The organism is Leucobacter sp. Ag1 (assembly GCF_000980875.1).
Taxonomy (GTDB): domain Bacteria; phylum Actinomycetota; class Actinomycetes; order Actinomycetales; family Microbacteriaceae; genus Leucobacter; species Leucobacter iarius.
Window position 1 is genome coordinate 103,533 of the sequence record NZ_LAYO01000108.1, and the last position, 17,443, is coordinate 120,975.

General features: G+C 70.8%; 16 protein-coding genes. 14 read left to right on the plus strand and 2 right to left on the minus strand.

All coding sequences use genetic code 11. The features are described from left to right. Positions 1–17 precede the first annotated feature (17 nt). Genes XM48_RS14180 through XM48_RS14195 form a run of 4 tightly spaced genes read left to right on the plus strand, consistent with a single transcriptional unit; the run spans position 18 to position 3,130 of the window. Positions 18–968: a carbamate kinase gene (locus tag XM48_RS14180; protein WP_046456473.1), complete on the plus strand. Its 951-nt coding sequence runs from the start codon at positions 18–20 to the stop codon at positions 966–968. A 9-nt stretch (positions 969–977) separates the two neighbouring features. Next, a complete protein-coding gene (locus XM48_RS17135; protein ID WP_052961538.1) occupies positions 978–2,069 on the plus strand; it encodes a DUF2877 domain-containing protein in 1,092 nt (363 codons plus the stop codon). Then, positions 2,066–2,668, plus strand: coding sequence for an ankyrin repeat domain-containing protein (locus tag XM48_RS14190; protein ID WP_046456474.1), 603 nt, complete (start codon positions 2,066–2,068; stop codon positions 2,666–2,668). The genes XM48_RS17135 and XM48_RS14190 overlap by 4 nt, the downstream gene beginning before the upstream one ends. Positions 2,669–2,722: 54 nt before the next feature. After that, complete coding sequence (locus XM48_RS14195; protein ID WP_046456475.1) at positions 2,723–3,130, plus strand: acyl-CoA thioesterase; 408 nt, start codon at positions 2,723–2,725, stop codon at positions 3,128–3,130. Between the two features lie 120 nt (positions 3,131–3,250). On the opposite strand, the gene XM48_RS14200 is transcribed toward XM48_RS14195, so the two are convergent. Further along, positions 3,251–4,465, minus strand: a complete 1,215-nt coding sequence (locus XM48_RS14200; RefSeq protein WP_046456476.1) for a CdaR family transcriptional regulator — start codon at positions 4,463–4,465, stop codon at positions 3,251–3,253. A 194-nt stretch (positions 4,466–4,659) separates the two neighbouring features. Between XM48_RS14200 and XM48_RS14205 the strand changes: the two genes are divergently transcribed. The 3 genes from XM48_RS14205 to XM48_RS14215 all read left to right on the plus strand — a co-directional run bounded on the left by XM48_RS14205 (position 4,660) and on the right by XM48_RS14215 (position 10,403). Then, positions 4,660–6,702 (plus strand): hydantoinase/oxoprolinase family protein, encoded by a 2,043-nt coding sequence (locus XM48_RS14205; RefSeq protein ID WP_046456477.1) that lies wholly within the window; start codon positions 4,660–4,662, stop codon positions 6,700–6,702. Further along, positions 6,699–8,696 carry a hydantoinase B/oxoprolinase family protein gene (locus tag XM48_RS14210; protein ID WP_046456478.1) on the plus strand — a complete coding sequence of 666 codons (1,998 nt, stop codon included), beginning with the start codon at positions 6,699–6,701 and terminating at the stop codon, positions 8,694–8,696. The genes XM48_RS14205 and XM48_RS14210 overlap by 4 nt, the downstream gene beginning before the upstream one ends. Before the next feature lie 300 nt (positions 8,697–8,996). Next, positions 8,997–10,403, plus strand: a complete 1,407-nt coding sequence (locus tag XM48_RS14215; protein ID WP_046456479.1) for a cytosine permease — start codon at positions 8,997–8,999, stop codon at positions 10,401–10,403. Between the two features lie 128 nt (positions 10,404–10,531). Here the strand turns inward: XM48_RS14215 and XM48_RS14220 are convergent, their stop codons facing one another. Next, complete coding sequence (locus XM48_RS14220) at positions 10,532–11,992, minus strand: PucR family transcriptional regulator ligand-binding domain-containing protein (RefSeq protein WP_197074216.1); 1,461 nt, start codon at positions 11,990–11,992, stop codon at positions 10,532–10,534. 100 nt (positions 11,993–12,092) lie between these two features. Between XM48_RS14220 and pxpA the strand changes: the two genes are divergently transcribed. From pxpA to XM48_RS14255, 7 genes are all read left to right on the plus strand, one after another. Continuing rightward, complete coding sequence (pxpA, locus tag XM48_RS14225; protein ID WP_046456481.1) at positions 12,093–12,830, plus strand: 5-oxoprolinase subunit PxpA; 738 nt, start codon at positions 12,093–12,095, stop codon at positions 12,828–12,830. Between the two features lie 86 nt (positions 12,831–12,916). After that, positions 12,917–13,153 carry an acetyl-CoA carboxylase gene (locus XM48_RS14230; protein ID WP_046456482.1) on the plus strand — a complete coding sequence of 79 codons (237 nt, stop codon included), beginning with the start codon at positions 12,917–12,919 and terminating at the stop codon, positions 13,151–13,153. Positions 13,154–13,199: 46 nt separating this feature from the next. Continuing rightward, positions 13,200–14,558 carry an acetyl/propionyl/methylcrotonyl-CoA carboxylase subunit alpha gene (locus XM48_RS14235; RefSeq protein ID WP_046456483.1) on the plus strand — a complete coding sequence of 453 codons (1,359 nt, stop codon included), beginning with the start codon at positions 13,200–13,202 and terminating at the stop codon, positions 14,556–14,558. Further along, positions 14,555–15,448 carry an allophanate hydrolase subunit 1 gene (locus XM48_RS14240; RefSeq protein ID WP_046456484.1) on the plus strand — a complete coding sequence of 298 codons (894 nt, stop codon included), beginning with the start codon at positions 14,555–14,557 and terminating at the stop codon, positions 15,446–15,448. Before XM48_RS14235 ends, XM48_RS14240 begins: the two co-directional genes overlap by 4 nt. Then, positions 15,438–16,403 (plus strand): biotin-dependent carboxyltransferase family protein, encoded by a 966-nt coding sequence (locus XM48_RS14245; protein ID WP_046456485.1) that lies wholly within the window; start codon positions 15,438–15,440, stop codon positions 16,401–16,403. Before XM48_RS14240 ends, XM48_RS14245 begins: the two co-directional genes overlap by 11 nt. A 9-nt stretch (positions 16,404–16,412) precedes the next feature. Continuing rightward, positions 16,413–16,607: a tautomerase family protein gene (locus XM48_RS14250; RefSeq protein ID WP_156175080.1), complete on the plus strand. Its 195-nt coding sequence runs from the start codon at positions 16,413–16,415 to the stop codon at positions 16,605–16,607. Positions 16,608–16,757: 150 nt separating this feature from the next. Further along, a complete protein-coding gene (locus tag XM48_RS14255; RefSeq protein ID WP_046456487.1) occupies positions 16,758–17,336 on the plus strand; it encodes an HdeD family acid-resistance protein in 579 nt (192 codons plus the stop codon). Positions 17,337–17,443 lie beyond the last annotated feature (107 nt).

A 17,443-nucleotide genomic window follows, 5' to 3' on the forward strand; every position in this document is an offset into this window, starting at 1 on the left:
ATCAGGAGGAGGAAGCCATGCGCGCTGTCGTCGCACTCGGAGGAAACGCCCTCGCCAAGCGCGGCGAGCCCATGACCGCCGACTACTTGCGCAAGAACGTGCGGGAGGCGTGCATCGCCCTCGCGAAGTTCGCCGGCGAGAACGAGGTCGTCATCACGCACGGCAACGGCCCGCAGGTCGGACTGCTGGCGCTGCAGAACTTGGCATACCAGGACGTCGCGGCCTACCCCCTCGACATCCTGGGCGCCGAGACCCAGGGCATGATCGGCTACGTCGTGCAGCAGGAGCTCGCCAATGCGCTGGGCGGCGCCCGCGAGGTCGCCGCGATCCTCACCACCACCGTGGTCGACGAGAACGACCCGGCGTTCGACCGCCCGACCAAGCTCATCGGCCCGCAGTACTCGGCGCACGACGCGGCCGAAGCCGCCGCCGAGTACCGCTGGACCATCGCCAAGGACGGCGACCTGTTCCGCCGGGTGGTGCCCTCGCCCGTTCCCCAGTCGATCGCGCAGGCCCCGCTCATCAGCCGCCTGCTCGACGCCGGAACCCTCGTGGTCTGCGTCGGCGGCGGCGGCGTCCCCGTGAAGCAGGAGTCCTCGGGCCGTCGCGTCGGCGTGCAGGCCGTGGTCGACAAGGACGCGGCGAGCGCCGCGCTCGCCGCCGAGATCCACGCGGACACGCTCATCATGCTCACCGACGGCGACTACGTCAGCGAGAACTGGGGCACCCCCGAGCAGCGCGACATCCTGACCGCTTCGGCCGACGCCGTCGCCGCGATGCGCTTCGCCGAGGGATCGATGCAGCCCAAGATCGACGCCGCCATCCGCGTCGCCCGCGCCGGCGGACGGGTGCTCATCGGCCCGCTCGACCGCCTCGATGATCTGCTCGCGCGCCGGATCGGCACCGAGATCGTGCCGCAGCACGAGGCGGGCATCGTCTGGGTCGAGAAGGCCGCGAAGAAGAAGTAGGCGACGCCGTTGCCCGGGATCCCGTTCGCTTCGTCGGCCGTGCTGGCCGACGAAGCGTGGCGACCCCTGATCGCATCGGCCCGCACCGAGGCGCGCAGCGCCGCGATCACGACGGCGTTCGCGCACGCCGTGAACCTGGAGCTCGGCGGGGCGCAGTTCACGCTGCTCGCCGCCGGGGGGCGACCCGCACCCGGTGTGCTGATCACCGACCGTTCCGACTTCTCGGGGGTGCGCGCCGGGGACCGCGTCGTCATCCGGGCCGGCGGCATCGAGGTCGGCGGCCGGGGAGGCCTCGCGGTCGACCTGCGCGGGGTCGGCTACTTCGACAGCCGCGTGGAACCGGTCGCGGGGCGGGATCCGTTCGGCGAGGGCGAGCCGCCCTGCAGCATCGACCCGCCCGGCCCGAGGGGCCGGCTCGATCCCCGCAGCGTCGCGGGGCTGCTCGCCGAGACCGCCCGCCCGGGCTCCTTCGTCCCCGCGGAGAACGGGCCCCCGTTCGAACGCGCCGTCGGAGCGCGTCTCGCCATCGCCCGCTCCGCCTTCGGGCTCGCGCTCGCGGCCGAGATCCGAGGGGCCGCCCCGTCCGCGGCCCGCTCCGCCGCCCGCCCGCCCGTCGCATCGCCGGAGCTGCGCCGCGCGGTCGCCGGGCTCGTCGGGCTCGGCATCGGTCTGACCCCGTCGGGCGACGACTACCTCGTCGGAACGCTCGTCGCGCTCTCCGCCCATCCCGACGCCGAAACCGCACGCGGGGCCGTCGCCGTCGCGGTCCGAGAGCTCCTCGGATCGGCCGACGGGCGGGACCGCACGACCGCGGTCAGCCGGCACTTCCTGCTCGCTGCGTGCGAGCGCGCGTTCCACAGCGACCTCGCGGCTGCGGCGCGCGCCGTGCTCCTCGGCGACCCCGCTGCACCCGCGGCGTTCGCCGCCGCAGCAGCGATCGGTTCGACCTCGGGCACCGACGCCCTGTTCGGGCTGGTCGACGCGTACGCGGCGCTCGAGACTCCCGGGGACGGGCGCCCCTGCGCGCACGATCGCCCCGCGGAATCCGTGATCCTCAGGGCCGGTTCCCCGGCCCTCGATTCCGAAGGTGGTACTCCATGACCGAAATCCAGTGGCCCGAGGCCGTCGCGACCGCGACCGCGGACGAGGTGCGCGCCGTGATCGCCGCGGGCGCCGACGTCGACGCCACGGCGAGCAGCGAGCAGCAGCGCTCCTCGGCCGTGCTGATCGCGGCGCGCGCGCGCAACTTCGCGGCGTTCGATGCGCTCGTCGCCGCGGGCGCCGACATCGACGCGCAGAACCGGATCAAGCTGAACCCGCTGCTCTGGGCCTGCATCAACGACGACCTCGAGGTCGCGCGCCGCGCGGTCGAGGCGGGCGCCGACCTCGAGCGGACGACCCGCTTCGACGGGGTCGGGATCCACCCGACGGCCGAGAAGGGGTACGTCGAGCTGACGCGCTACCTCGCGACGCTGCCCGACATGAACGTCAACCACACGAACCTCTGCGGATGGACTCCGCTGCTTGAGGCCGTGATCCTGCGCGACGGCGGCGAAGCGCAGCAGGAGATCGTGAGGATCCTGCTCGACGCGGGAGCCGACCCCGGCATGACCGACCAGTGGGGCGTCTCGCCGCTCGAGCACGCCGAGAAACTCGGCTTCACCGAGATCGCCGAGCTGCTGCGGGCGGCCGGGGCCTAGGGGCGGATCCGTCGGCATGCCCCGTTCGCGGCGCGCTCCCCGTAGGGTGAGGGCATGAGCGAGTACCGGCACGTCGTGCGCAAGTGGGTCAAGCCCGAGGATCTCAACCAGCACGGCGCGCTCTTCGGCGGGCGCCTGCTGCAGTGGGTCGACGAGGAGGCCGCGATCGTCGCGGTCACGCAGCTCGGCACCGTCGACGTGGTGACGCGGCACATGTCGGCGATCGACTTCTCGGCCCGGGCCGATCGCGGCGACCTGCTCGAGCTCGAGTACCGGGTGTTCGCGTTCGGGCGCACCTCCATCACGCTGAGCTGCCGCGTCGAGAACGCGGTCACCGGCGCCGAAGTGCTGACGCTCGAGCGGATCGTGTTCGTCGCGGTCGACCGCGAGGGGCTGCCGCTCGCGCACGGCCGGACCGAGGCGACGGTGGGCACCGAGCGCCTGCGCGCCCGCATCGGCTAGGGGCGTGGGCCGGCCGGGACCGCCGTCGAGCGGCGCCAAACCAGCCGAATCGAACCGGGAAGGGCGTGATTGCCGCCACTCGACGGGATTCAGCCCGACGAGATTCGGCCGGGGCGACGATCAGCCCGTGGCGGGCGCCGGTCCCGACGCACGGCGGCCGATGAGGTCGGCGTGCAGCGCCAGGGTGAGATTGGTGACGGCGAACGCCGAAGCGATAGGCGCCCCGATCGCCGCCTCGATGCGTCCCAGCCGGTAGCGGACCGTGTTCGGATGCACGAACAGCTGCTCGGCGGTGCGGGCGATGCTCTGCTCGGCGGCCAGGTAGACGGCCAGGGTCTCGCGCAGCTGCGGCGAGCGGATCGGGTCGAGCGCCGCCGCGGTACGCTGCTCCAGCTGACGCGGGTCGACGTGCGCCAGCGCCCAGGTCGCGAGGTCGATGCGATCCATGCGAGTGGGCTCCAGGAACGACGGCGCCTCGGCGGAGGCGGCCCAGCGCCGGGCGATGCCGAGCGCGGTCTCCGCCTCGCGCGCGCTGTCGGCCACGCGCGTCAGCTCGGCGAACGGCGCAGATGCGCCGACGAGCAGGGTGCGGGTGAGCGAGTCGATCCAGCGTGCGCTCGCGTCGCTCTCGGGCACCAGCGCGGCGAGCGTCGCCGGCGCGTCGGCGTCGGCGCGGCGCAGCATGACGAGCAGTGGGAGCTCCTCGGCGCGGGCGCGCTGCGCCAGATGGTCCAGGTGCGCCTCGGTCGCCGAGGGACCGTCGAACGGTGCGAGCTCGAGCGCGCGGACCGATGCGTAGGCGGGGAAGCGGAACTGGGCGAGCCGGGCCCAGAACCGGTGCTCTCGGGCGGGGAGCACGCCGTCGTGCAGGCTCGCGAGCAGCTGCTCGTTGTCCCGCCGATCGCGCCGGCTCGCGCCGTACTGGATGCCGTGCACCGCACCGAGCAGCCGCTCGGAGGTATCGAGCAGGATCTCGCCGAGGCGGACGAGGGTCTCGGGGGTGCGGCTCGCCAGCGCGATAACGTGCACGCTGTCGCGCAGCGAGACTCGTCGGGTGAGCACCCGCCAGCGCCCTATCGGGACGTCGAGCTCGCGGCGGTTGGTCTGCGCGATCTCGTTCCAGATGAGCTGGATCGGGGCTTCCCCGGTGCTCGCGACGACCGATCCCTCGAAGTCGTAGACGATCGCGGTGCCGTGGCAGAGCGCGCTGATGCGGGAGACCAGCGCGGGCAGCGGGTCGGTCGTCGAGATCGCCGACAGCAGTGCGTTGGTGATGTCGAGGGAGGCCGCCAGGCGCTCGGTCTCGGACAGCGGCGGCGGTGCCGGAACGTCCATGTTCGGCCTCCGATCGTGCGGTTCGGAAGTACGGTTTGTGCGAACGAGAGGATTCGCCCCCTCATCTTCGCCAGAATTTGGAGAATCCACAATGCGTTGCGTGGAATGCTGCGCATTCTCCAGTGACCTCGGTGCTGCGCCCCACGAAGGTGGGATGCATCCGGAACTCAATGACGAACTTCAGGAGGAAGCCCATGAGCAGTGTCCGTGTCGCGGTCGACGTCGGAGGGACGTTCACCGACGTCTGCATCTTCGATGACGACACCCAGCAGATGCGCGTGACCAAGGTGCCGTCGACGCCCAGCGATCCGATGATCGCGGTGATGAACGGGGTCGAGCGCGGCGAGATCGACCTGAGCGACGTCGCGCTCTTCTCGCACGGCACCACGGTCGCGACGAACGCGCTGATCACCCGCAACTTCCCGGCCGCCGCGCTCGTGACGACCCGCGGATTCCGCGACGTGCTCGAGATCCGCGACGGCACCAAGGACGACCTCTGGGACGCCTACAACGACGTCTCGGAGCCCTACATCCGTCGCCGGGACCGCTTCGAGGTCACCGAACGCATCGACTACAACGGCAGCACCATCACCCCGCTCGACGAGGGCGAGGCGCGCGAGCTCGCCGAGCTGTTGCGCCGCCGCGGCGTCAAGACCATCGCCGTCTGCTTCCTGAACTCCTACGCGAACGCCGCGCACGAGACCCGCATGCGCGAGATCCTCGAGGAGACGATCCCCGACGCGACCGTCTCGACCTCCGCCGAGGTGCTGCCTGAGATCTTCGAGTACCCCCGCTTCAACACGGCCGTCGCGAACGCCGTGCTCGCGCCCCTCGTCTCGGGCTACGTGAACCGCCTCGCCGACCGGCTCCGCGACGGCGGCTACGCGGGCGACCTGCTGCTGCTCCACTCGGGCGGCGGATCCATGACCCCGCGCCTCGTCGAGAAGTTCCCCGTCCGGCTCGCGGCCTCCGGCATCGCCGCCGGCGCGATCTCGGCGAAGCACATCGCCCAGCAGTGCGGCTACGACAACGCGGTGAGCCTCGACATGGGCGGCACCTCGACCGACATCGCGCTCGTCGCCGACGGCGAACTGCGGGTCTCCCAGGAGTGGCAGGTCGAGTACGGCCACCCCATCATCTTCCCCTCGATCGAGGTGCTCACCATCGGCGCGGGCGGAGGATCGCTGGCCCACATCGACATCGCGGGCTCCCTGCGCAACGGCCCGCAGTCGGCCGGCGCGGATCCCGGGCCCGCCTGCTACGGCACGGGCGGCGATCAGCCGACCAACACCGACGCGAACGTCGTGCTCGGCCGGCTCGGCACCTCGCTCGCCGGCGGCGTGAAGCAGCTCGACCGCTCGCTCTCCGAGCAGGCGATCGCCCGGGTCATCGCCGAGCCGCTCGGCATGGGGCTCGAGGAGGCCGCGCAGGCGATCGTCTCGGTCGCGAACGCCAACATGGCCGACGCCGTCCGCCTCGTCTCGATCCGCCGCGGCTACGACCCCCGGGACTTCGCCCTGCTCGCCTTCGGCGGCGCCGGCGCCCTGCACGGCGCGGACGTCGCCCGAGAGCTCGGGATCCCGACCGTCGTGGTGCCCCCGAGCCCCGGCGTCACCTCGGCCATGGGATGCCTGCTGGTCGACATCCAGCACGACTTCGCCCAGATGTACACGGGCCTCGCGTCCGGCGCCGACGAGGAGGGGATCGAGCAGGCCTTCGTCGAGCTCGAGACCGAGGCTTCAGCCCGACTGCGGCACGAGGGCGTCGCGAGCGAGGACGCGATCCTGCAGCGCAAGATCTCGATGCGCTACCAGGGGCAGTGGCGCTCGCTGCAGGTGCCCATGGGTACCGGCCCCGGCGCGATCGCCCGCGCGGTGCGCACCTTCCACGAGCAGTACGAGCGCGAGTTCGCGTTCCGCCAGGACGATGCACCCGTCGAGGTCTACCAGCTGCACCTCGGCGCGGTCGGCAAGATCCCGAAGCCCTCGTTCCGTCCGACCGAGCCCGTCCCGCAGGCGCCCGGCGCGCCCGCCGAGCGCCGCCCCGTCTACTTCGGCGGCGACGGCTGGGTCGACACCCCCGTCTACGACCGCGACGCGCTCGCCGCGGGCACCGCGTTCGCCGGTCCCGCGATCGTGAACCAGCTCGACTCCACGACGGTGGTCCCGCCGCACACCCGCGCCGAGATCGACGAGTGGCTCAACATCCGCATCCACCTCGAGGAGGTCACCCGATGAGCACCACCACCGCACCCGCGACCCGCGCCGGCGAGGCGCGCCGGACCGCGCTCGACCCCGTCACCTTCGAGGTGCTGAAGAACGCCTTCGCGACGAGCGTCGACCTCATGAGCGAGCAGATCCTGCGCACCTGCTACTCCTTCGTCATCTACTCGCGCGACTTCTCCTCGGCGCTCTGCGACAAGCACGGCAACACGGTCATGCAGGGATCGGGCGACATCGCGGTGCACGTCGGCACGCTCCACTTCCAGGCGAAGGCCGTGATCGAGGAGTTCGGCGACGACATCCACCCGGGCGACGTCTTCGCGATCAACGACCCCTACCGGGGCGGCACCCACTTCAACGACGTCTCGTTCGTGCGGCCCGTCTTCTCGGAGGGGCGGATCATCGCCTACGCGCAGAACAAGGGGCACTGGGCCGACATCGGCGGCAAGGTGCCCGGATCCTTCGACGTCTCGGCGGCCGAGCACTTCGGCGAGGGCCTGCGGATCACGCCGATCCGCGTCTGGTCGCAGGGCAAGTTCCTGCACGACGTCGCCCAGCTGCTCGTCGCCAACACCCGGGCCCCCGAGCAGGCGCTCGGCGACCTGCACGCGCAGTCCGAGGCGACCGCGGTGTGCGAGCGCGAGGTGCTGCGGCTCGTCGAGCGCTACGGCACCGAGACCGTCGAGCTCGCGATGCAGGAGACGCAGGACTACGTCGAGCGCACCGTGCGCCGCCGCCTCGAGGAGCTCCCGCGCGGACGCTGGGAGACCGTCGACTACCTCGACCTCGACCCGGGCAAGCCGGAGGGGCTCGTCCCCGTGAAGATCGTCATGACCCTGGACGGCGAGGGGATCCACTACGACCTGGAGGGCAGCGCCGAGGTCGTCGACACGTTCCTCAACTCGGGCTACGGCACCACCTTCTCGGCGATCTACGCGGGCACCAAGACCTTCTTCCCGGACGTCCCGCTCAACTCCGGCTTCTACGCCGCCGTCACGGCCGACATCGGGCCGGAGGGAACCGTCGTCAACGCCGGATGGCCCTACGCGGTCACCGGATTTTGCTCGGGCCCGTACGAGAAGCTCATGAACGGGATCTTCGAGATCTGGTCGCAGATCATGCCCGAGCGGGCCATGGCCTGCGCGTTCAATCTCGAGTACCTGCTCGTCGGTGGGCGCGACGCCCGGCGCGAGGAGAACCCGTACTTCATGTGGTACGACTGGATGGCCGGCGGCTGGGGCGGCCGCTCCTCGAAGGACGGTTCGAGCGCCACCGCGCCCGTGTTCGGCGTCGGCCTCGCGGTGCAGGCCTGCGAGGGGCAGGAGCGCCTCACGCCCGTGCTCACCACGATGCACCAGATCGGCACCGATTCGGGCGGGCCCGGCCGGTTCCGCGGCGGCTGCGGCGTCGAGAAGGGCGGCATGATCACCGACGCCGACGCCTCGGTCATGAGCTACTGCTGCGACCGCGCCCGCTCGATCACGTGGGGCATCGAGGGCGGCCTGCCGTCGATCCCGCACGGGGTCTGGCTCAACCGCGACTCCGACAGCGAGCGGTTCCTCGGGTCCATCTTCTCCTCGGTGCCGGTGCAGCCGGGCGATACCTTCTACCGGCCTTCGGCGGGCGGCGGCGGATTCGGCGATCCCCTGCACCGCACGCCGGAGGAGGTGCTCGAGGACGTCATCGATGGCTACGTATCGATCGAGCGCGCCTCGGCCGACTACGGCGTCGTGATCCTGCCCGTCGACCCCGAGCTCGACCGCTACGAGATCGACCGCGAGGCGACCGCGACCCAGCGATCCTGGATCCGCACCCACCGGGCCGAGTGGCTCGAAGCCGACGCGGAGGGCGTCGCGCAGCAGTACCGGGCCGGCGAGATCGACCTGCTCGACGTGATCCGACGCCACGGCGTCGTGCTCGACTGGGGCACCGGTGAGCTGTTCGCCGAGACCACCCGCCAGCATCGCGAGCAGATGCAGCGCCGCTCCGCGGCGCACTGGGGCGCCTGACCCCGCACGTCGGGGCCCGGCGATCCCTCAGCGCCGGGCCCCGGCCCCACCCTGTTCCCCGGAACGGTGCAGTTGCCCGAAATGATCCGGATTCTTCCGGCATCTGCACAGTATTCGCACGCTTCGCGTCACCCCACGATTGAGGGTGTCGCGCGAGACCGGGCCCCGAGGGTCCCGTCCTCCCGACTTCGACGCGGCACGGTCCGCCGGCGAAGAACCCTGCCGCGATGCGGCGGCCGCGCAGCGACGCGTCGGCCTGCGCAGAAACGGCGCACCCGAATACCAATGGAGGTATGAACCGTGAGCTTGAACCTCACCGGGAGCAACGACGATGTCGAAGCGACCGACGCACTCGCCCGCGAGGGCAACGACGACGATCAGATGAGCCGCGGCTCGCTCGCGCTGGCCTGGTACGGCGTCGCGAGCGCATTCTTCTTCGTCTACATCGGCGCCGCCATGGCCGCCGCCTACGGCACCGCGAACGCGATCATCGGCATCGTCCTGACGATCATCGTCTACGGCGCCATCAACGCCGTGCTGTCGAAGTACGCCATCAACAACCGCACGACGGTCGCGCAGTTCTCGCGCACGATCCTCGGCACCGCAGGATCCTCGATCGCGACGATCATCTTCGCCCTCGTCGCGATCTACTACGCCGTGTTCGAGGGATCGATCGTGGCCTACGCGCTCATGGCGGCGTTCGGCGGCCCGATGTGGCTGTGGAGCCTCGTGGTGGTCGTCTACTCGACGCCGCTCATCATCGGCGGCGTGCGCCGCTTCCTCGACAAGCTCAACGGCTGGCTGATGCCGCTGTACTTCTTCGGCCTGATCGCCGCGGTCATCTGGGCGGGCGCCGTGTACGGCTTCGGCGACGCCTGGCTCACCCACGCGCCGAAGGTCGAGCTGCCCTTCGTGTCGGGCGGTCCCGGCTGGCTCGCGACCTTCGCCGGCTACATGGGCATCTGGATCATGATGATGTTCACCATGGACTACGCCGCCCTCGGCAAGCGCAAGGATGTGAAGTTCCACCAGCGCTTCACCTTCGGACCGCTGTTCTACGTGCTCGCCTACGGCTTCTCGGCGTTCGTCGGCATCTTCCTCACCTTCACGATCCCCGGCATGGAGGTGTCGGAGACCGGCGTCGCCGGCGGCATCGTGAACCTGATGGGGATCTTCGGCCTCATCGTCATCATCGCCTCGCAGACCCGCATCAACACGGCGAACTACTACCTGGGCGCCGCGAACCTGCGGGCGTTCGGCGAGCGGGTGCTTCGGCTGCGGCTGCCGAACCTCGCCTGGGTGCTCATCTCCTCAGTGATCATCTTCCTGCTGATGCTGCTGCCCATCGTGCAGTACCTCCTGCTCGCTCTCGCCTGGCAGGGCGTGCTCGTGACCGCCTGGGTGGCGATCGCGCTCACCCACGTGCTGCTCGACGGCGGACGGCACCAGGAGCACGCGGCGATCGGCGACCGGCACTACCGGGCCTTCAACAGCAACGGCCTCATCTCGTGGATCGTGGGCACCGTGATCGGCCTGATCATGCTCCAGCTCGGCACGATCGACCCGGCGCTGGCCGGAGTCGGGTCCACGTGGGGTCCGATCCTCACGGCGGTGTCGGCCGCGGTGGTCTACGCCCTGCTGTGGCGGGTGCGCCCCACCAGCCGCACCGGCCTCATCCCCGTCGTGGGAGCGGGCGCCGCGCGCTGATCGCCCCGTTCGGCAGGCACCCGTCATCCTGCGTGAGGAACGAATCGCAGGATCCTGCGACTCCTCCGTCGCGCAGGATGACGGGTGCCTCGCGCTTCCGTTCGCTGGACTGCCCGCGCCGGCGCGACCTAGTACGGCTCGAGATCCACGAGTCGGAGGGCGAGCAGGCAGGTCGCCTTGCCGTCGAGGGTGTCGAGGGGGAGCCCGAGCAGCTGTTCGATACGGCGCAGCCGGTAGCTCAGCGAGTTGCGGTGGATGAACAGCTCCTCGCAGGTGCGCGAGGGCTGGGCGTCGTTGCGCAGCCAGACCCGCAGCGTCGGCAGCAGCTCGGTGGTGCGCTGCTCGTCGTGCTCCAGGAGCGGGGCGAGGAACCGTTCCGCGGACTCGCGCGCACCGCGTCCGGCGGCGGCCGCGACGACGGCGCCGAGGCCCAGCGCCGGCGCGGTCACCGGGTGCTCCACGTGCCGCACGAGATCGAGCGCGTGCACGAGCGCGATCCGCAGCTCGTCGATGGTGCGGGTCGGGGGCCGGAACACGAGCGGCAGGTTCGGCTGCAGCTGCTCGAGCCGCTCGGTGAAGCGCAGGGGTTCGTCCCGGGGGAACTGCGCGAGGGCGATGAGCCGGTCGTCGATCTCGGTCACGCGGACGTCGTTGAACGCGTCGTGGAGCGCGATCCGGAGCTTCCACGCGGCGGCCGCGTGCTCGCCGCGCAGGTCCGCGACGACGAGCGAGGTCTCGGCCCGGCGGCTCAGCCCGAGCTCGTGGAAGGCGTCGGCGACGTCGCTGCGCGTGGCCTCCGACCAGGCGATGCACCGGTTCACGAAGCGCTGCATGTCGTGGTGGCTGTTCGCGTCGACCGCGACCGATCGATTCAGCTGGAGGGCGAGGATCGAGCTGACGGGCGCGAGCAGCGCCTCGATCTCGGACGCCGAGCCGTAGAGGCGCACCGCCAGCTGGCAGGGCTGGCTGAGCCCCATCGGGAGCGGCATCGCGAGCACGTCGGGCTGGGCCGCCCGGCTCTTCCCCTCGCGCCAGGTGACGCTCTCGGGGTACTGCGCGATCAGCGAGTCGAAGGCGTCGTAGACGGCGACGGGTAGTTCGAGCGCGGCGTAGATCGCGGCGAGCAGGGTGGCGACCTCGGCACCGCGGCTCGCGAGCCGGGCGCACTCGTCGGCGAGCGACCATCCCCGGTCGTAGCGCGCGATCTGCTCGGCCTCGAGCATGCCCTCCACGTACTGGTCGATCTTGAGCAGCGGCACCGACGCCGGCACTTCGAGCAGGGGCAGGTCGTGGCTCACGCATGCCTCGACGAGGCCGCGGGGGAGCTCCGCGTGCGCGATCCCGACCGCGAAGCCGAGCGCGGCGACCGGGACCCGGGCGAGACGCTCGACGTAGCCGTCCCAGATGCTCTGCTCCGAGAAGTTCATGCCGATCCCGGCGGTGAGCAGCAGCACGTTGGGGTCGAGGAACGGGGTCGGATCGAGGTGCTCGGTCGGGGCGCAGCGCGTGATCTCCTGCGCGAGCCGCTTCGGGCCCGTGGGGGTCTCGAGGCGCAGCTGCAGGCTGTGCTCGATGATCAGATCGGACACTCGCATCGTCTCGGCCTCTCGCATCTGCCTGAAATTCGCAGGGACATTCGTGCAGTTGCATAATAACCACGCTCCGGGCGCTCCGCGTAGCTTGGTCCGCATGACCACACAACGTCGTGACATCGCTCTCGTGAACTCGGACATGGGGGAGGCCTTCGGTCTCCACACCTTCGGCAACGACCCGGCGCTCATGCCGATCATCGACGTCGCGAACGTCGCCTGCGGGTTCCACGCCGGCGATCCCGCGGTCATGGAGGCGACCGTGGCGCTCGCGAAGCAGCACGGGGTCCGCGTCGGCGCCCACCCGGGGCTCCCCGACCTCGTCGGCTTCGGGCGCCGCGAGATGAAGCTGAGCCCTGCGGAGGTCGAGAGCCTGATCCGCTACCAGATCGGCGCCCTCACCGGATTCCTGCGCGGGCACGACCTGCCCCTCAACCACATCAAGCCGCACGGCTCGCTCTACGGCATGCTCGCCCGCGACGAGGAACTGATGCTGGGCGCGGTGCGCGTCGCCCGGGACTACGGCGTGCCGGTCTTCGGCATCGCCGGATCCGCCCACCAGCGGGTCGCCGAGCGCGAGGGCGTCGAGTTCGTCGGCGAGCTCTACGTCGACCTCGACTACAACGCCGACGGCGGGCTCATCATCCTCCGGCAGCCGCACGCGACCGACCCCGAGGCCGCGGCCGAGCGGACACGCCGCGCGGTGCTCGAGGGCGTCGTCGCCGCCGAGGACGGGACCGACATCCCCATGAGCTTCGGCAGTATCTGCGTCCACTCCGACACCCCGAACGCCGCCCTGGTCGCCCGCGCCGTGCGCGAGGCCCTCGCGTCGCTCTGACACGCCCCACCCACCGAACCCCAGTCGCCGGCCCGCCGCATCGACGCGGCCCGCAGCACCCATCGAGAAAGAGACCGCACAGCCTCATGAGCACGCAGATCATCGCCCCGATCCCGGGAATCTTCTACCGCCGCCCCGCCCCGGACAAGCCGGCGTTCGTCGAGATCGGCGACGCGGTCGAGGCGGGCCAGACCATCGGCGTCATCGAGATCATGAAGCAGTTCACCGAGATCCGGGCGGAGGTCGCCGGCACGGTGACCTCCTTCGGCCCCGAGGACAACGGAATGGTCGGCCCCGGCGACGTCATCGCGACGATCGACTGAGCCGGCCCGCCGAAGCAGACGCAGAGCAGCACCGAAGGAGCGACGAGTGAAGAAGCTGTTGATCGCCAACCGTGGCGAGATCGCGGTCCGGATCATCCGGACCGCGCGCGAGATGGGGATCGCGACCGTCGCGGTCGTGAGCGAGGGGGATCGCGGGTCCAACGCCGAGCGCCTGGCCGACGAGTCGGTGGTGATCGGTCCGGCCCCGGCCGGCCTCAGCTACCTCAACCACGAGGCGATCCTCGCCGCAGCCGCCCAGACGGGCGCCGACGCGATCCACCCCGGGTACGGCTTCCTCTCGGAGAACGCCGTTTTCGCGCGCCGGGTACGCGACGCGGGCATCACCTGGGTCGGGCCGACCCCCGAGGCCATCGAGCTCATGGGCGACAAGTCCCGCGCGCGGCAGGCGGCCATCGAGGCAGGCGTGCCCGTGCTCTCCGGCACCGACGGCGCGCTCGACACCGACGGCGACATCGAGGCGATCGCCGACGAGATCGGCTACCCCCTGGTGGTCAAGGCCTCGGCGGGCGGCGGCGGGCGCGGCATCCGACGCATCGCATCGCGCGAGGAGGTGCGCAGCACCGTCGAGGTCGCGCAGGCCGAGGCGCTCGCCGCCTTCAACTCCCGCGAGGTCTACTTCGAGCGCTTCGTCACCGCGGCACGGCACGTCGAGGTGCAGATCTTCGGCGACGGTGAGACCTGGGTGCATCTCGGCGACCGCGACTGCTCGATGCAACGGCGGCAGCAGAAGGTGATCGAGGAGGCGCCCGCTCCGGGCCTGCCCGACGAGCTGCGGCAGCGGATGCGGGACACCTCGGTCGAGCTCGCGCGGCAGTCCGCCTACGTGGGCGCCGGGACCATCGAGTTCCTGTACGACCCGCAGCGTCAGGAGGTCGCGTTCATCGAGATGAACACCCGCCTGCAGGTCGAGCACCCGATCAGCGAGGCGATCACCGGGATCGACCTGGTGCGCGAGCAGCTGCGCATCGCCTCGGGCGAGAAGCTCGGGTACACCCAGGACGACATCTCGTTCGAGGGCCACGCCTTCGAGTTCCGGATCAACGCCGAGGACCCCGAGAACAACTTCATGCCGAGCCCCGGCCGCATCGAGCAGCTCGACCTCTCGGGCGGCCCGGGCGTCCGCGCCGACTTCGGCTTCTCGGCCGGGCAGACCGTGGTCCCGTTCTACGATTCGCTGCTCGGCAAGCTCATCGTCTGGGCGCCGGACCGGGAGCAGGCGCTCGCGCGCGCCGCTCGCGCGCTCGGCGAGGTCGAGATCAGCGGGATCAAGTCGACCGTGCCGCTCATGCGCCGGCTCGTCGCGCTCGAGGACTTCGCCGCCGCGCAGCACCACACGACCTACATCGAATCGGTGAGCGGACTGCTGGAGGGAAACGCATCATGACCCTGCCCGAACAGGCCCGGTACAGCTGGGGCGGCGACGAGTTCCTGCTCGTCGAGATCGCGCCCGACATGTCGCTCGAGGCGAACTTCGTCGCCAACACCATGGCGCACGGGCTCGAGGAGCAGCGGCTCGACGGCGTCATCGACATCTGCCCCGCGAACGCCTCGCTGCTCGTCCGCTTCGACCCCGACCGGCTCGCGCACACCGAGCTCATCGAGCGGCTCCGCGCCCTCGAGGGCGAGGTGCGCCGGGCGACGGTGCAGGAGCTGCCGACCCGGGTGATCGAGGTGCCCGTCTGGTACGCGGATCCCTACACCCGCGAGACCGAGACCCGGTTCCGCGAGGGGTTCCACCAGCGTCCCGCCGGCACCGACCTCGACTACGCGGCCGAGGTGAACGGGCTCGCCGACGCGGACGAGTTCATCCGACGGCACCACGAGACCCCGTGGCTCGTGTCGATGGTGGGCTTCGTCGCCGGACTCCCGTTCCTGTTCCAGCTCACCCCGCGGGAGCGGCAGCTCCAGGTGCCGAAGTACCTGAGCCCGCGCACCGACACCCCGCCGCTCACGCTCGGCATCGGCGGCTGCTTCACCGCGCACTACTCGGTGCGCGGCGCGGGCGGCTACCAGATGCTCGGGATCACGCCGACCCCTATCTTCGATCCCGAGCAGCGGCTCGCCGACTTCAGCGACTTCATGGTGCTGTTCCGCACGGGCGACATCGTCAAGTACCGTCCCGTCGACGAGGCCGAGTACCGCGAGATCGAAGCCGCCGTCGCCGACGGGAGCTACCGCTACCGCCAGGCCCCGGTCACCTTCTCCCTCTCCGAGGCGCTCGCCGATCCCGAGGCCTCCAACCGCGCACTCCTGGAGGCCCTCGATGCCGCTTGAGATTCAGACCCCCGGTCTCGCGACCACCGTGCAGGATCGCGGCCGCTTCGGCTACTACCGCTTCGGGATCCCCCAGGGCGGCGCGATGGATCAGTACGCCGCGACCCTCGCGAACCGGCTCGTCGGCAACGGCCCCGATGCCGCGGTGCTCGAGGCGACCTACCTCGGGCCGACGCTCACGACCGACGAGGACGTGGTCGTCGCGGTCACCGGCGCCCCGGTCGACGTGCAGGTGAACGGTGCGCCCGCCGAGCAGAACGTCCGCCTCGAGCTCTCCGCCGGCGATCAGCTGTCCTTCGGCATGATCCGCGGCGGGACCAAGTACTTCATCGCGGTGGCGGGCGGAATCGATGTGCCCGAGGTGCTCGGCTCGCGCTCCACCTATCCGATCGGCAAGCTGGGCGGCTTCGAGGGGCGCGCGCTGCAGGCCGGGGACCGGATCCCGGTGGGGACGCCCGCGCCGAGCGAACGCGCAGTGCTCGACCGGATCCCCGACTCCTGGCTGCCGAGCTACGAGCGCCAGGTCGAGGTGCGGGTGCTGCTGGGGCTCTACGATCACAAGCTCACCGCCGAGGGGCTCGCCAACCTCACGGAGGCCGAGTGGACCCTCACCCCGGTCGCCGACCGCATGGGGCTCCGCTTCGACGGGCCGGGCGCACCCTGGAAAGCCGAGGAGCAGCCGTTCGGCGCCGGGCAGGACCCGTCGAACATCACCGACGCGGGCTACGCCGTCGGATCGATCCAGATCCCGGGCGGCACGCAGCCGATCGTGCTGCACTGCGACGCGGTCTCGGGCGGCGGGTACGCCCAGGCCGGAACCGTCATCAGCGCCGACATGGACCTGTTCGCCCGGATGGCTCCGGGCGTCGCGGTGCGCTTCGCGCCTGTGACGATGGAGCAGGCGCTCGCGGCGCGCGCCGAGCGGCGCTCCCGCATCGAACGGGTCTGGGCTTAGGAGGAACGCATGCCATTGGTCACCGTCAAGCTGTTCGAGCACCGGCTCCAGGAGGATCCCGAGCTCGCCCGTCGTCTCGCGGTCGCGATCGACGAGGTCGTCGCCGAGCACTGCACCCCCGCGAACGGGGCGCGCCCCGACACCTGGGTGACCGTCGAGGGGGTCCCGCGTACGCAGTGGACCTTCAACGGCGAGATCCGCTGACCGCTCCGCTCGCCCGCGCCGGGCCGGCCGCTCCTGCGGCCGGCCCGGCGCTTTTCGGCGAGGGCTCTCCCGCCCGGTGAAATCCTCGGACACAATGGGGACAGGTCCGGTGCCGCACAGGCATCGGCTTCCCGCTGCAAAGGAGACACCATGTCCACCCCCGAAACCTCCACCGAGCGGCACGCGGTCGACGCGATCCGCGTCATCTTCGGTCTCGGCGGCCTGATCGCGCTGATCGTCGGAATCCTGATCCTCGTCAACCCGCTGAAGTCGGGCGCGATCGCCCTGCAGGTCACCGCGGTGATCCTCGCGGTCTACATGGTCGGTGCCGGCGTGGTGTCGCTCGGCACGGCGATCTTCTCGAAGACGCTGAGCGGCTGGTCGCGCACCGGCAATATCGTGCTCGGCATCCTCTACGTGATCGCCGGCATCGTCGTGATGGCGAACCTCGCCGCCTCGGCCGCCTTCCTCGCCCTGTTCGCGGCGATCGCGATCGGCATCATGTGGCTGTTCGAGGGCATCTTCGCCCTGAGCACGCTCAAGAAGAGCGGCAACAGCGCCTGGACGATCATCTTCGCGATCATCAGCATCCTCGCCGGCTTCTCGCTCATGCTCACCCCGATCTGGGGTGCGGTCTACCTCTGGATCTTCGGCGGCGTCTCGCTCGTGATCCTCGGCATCATCCAGATCGTGCGCGCCTTCAAGGTCAAGGCGGTCGAGGCCGAGTAACCGCTCGCAGCCGCTCCGCGCTGAAGGAGATTCGGACTCGGAACGAGTCTCGCGGAAGGGATCTCCTTCCGAGCCCGGATCTCCTTCTGTGCGTTCGGGGGCCTGTC

Excerpts from the sequence above, each read along its gene's own strand:
- XM48_RS14180 (WP_046456473.1), top strand. The coding sequence starts at position 18 with ATGCGCGCTGTCGTCGCACTCGGAGGAAACGCCCTCGCCAAGCGCGGC.
- XM48_RS14190 (WP_046456474.1), top strand. The coding sequence starts at position 2,066 with ATGACCGAAATCCAGTGGCCCGAGGCCGTCGCGACCGCGACCGCGGAC.
- XM48_RS14195 (WP_046456475.1), top strand. The coding sequence starts at position 2,723 with ATGAGCGAGTACCGGCACGTCGTGCGCAAGTGGGTCAAGCCCGAGGAT.
- XM48_RS14200 (WP_046456476.1), bottom strand. The coding sequence starts at position 4,465 with ATGGACGTTCCGGCACCGCCGCCGCTGTCCGAGACCGAGCGCCTGGCG.
- XM48_RS14205 (WP_046456477.1), top strand. The coding sequence starts at position 4,660 with ATGAGCAGTGTCCGTGTCGCGGTCGACGTCGGAGGGACGTTCACCGAC.
- XM48_RS14210 (WP_046456478.1), top strand. The coding sequence starts at position 6,699 with ATGAGCACCACCACCGCACCCGCGACCCGCGCCGGCGAGGCGCGCCGG.
- pxpA (WP_046456481.1), top strand. The coding sequence starts at position 12,093 with ATGACCACACAACGTCGTGACATCGCTCTCGTGAACTCGGACATGGGG.
- XM48_RS14230 (WP_046456482.1), top strand. The coding sequence starts at position 12,917 with ATGAGCACGCAGATCATCGCCCCGATCCCGGGAATCTTCTACCGCCGC.
- XM48_RS14240 (WP_046456484.1), top strand. The coding sequence starts at position 14,555 with ATGACCCTGCCCGAACAGGCCCGGTACAGCTGGGGCGGCGACGAGTTC.
- XM48_RS14245 (WP_046456485.1), top strand. The coding sequence starts at position 15,438 with ATGCCGCTTGAGATTCAGACCCCCGGTCTCGCGACCACCGTGCAGGAT.
- XM48_RS14250 (WP_156175080.1), top strand. The coding sequence starts at position 16,413 with ATGCCATTGGTCACCGTCAAGCTGTTCGAGCACCGGCTCCAGGAGGAT.
- XM48_RS14255 (WP_046456487.1), top strand. The coding sequence starts at position 16,758 with ATGTCCACCCCCGAAACCTCCACCGAGCGGCACGCGGTCGACGCGATC.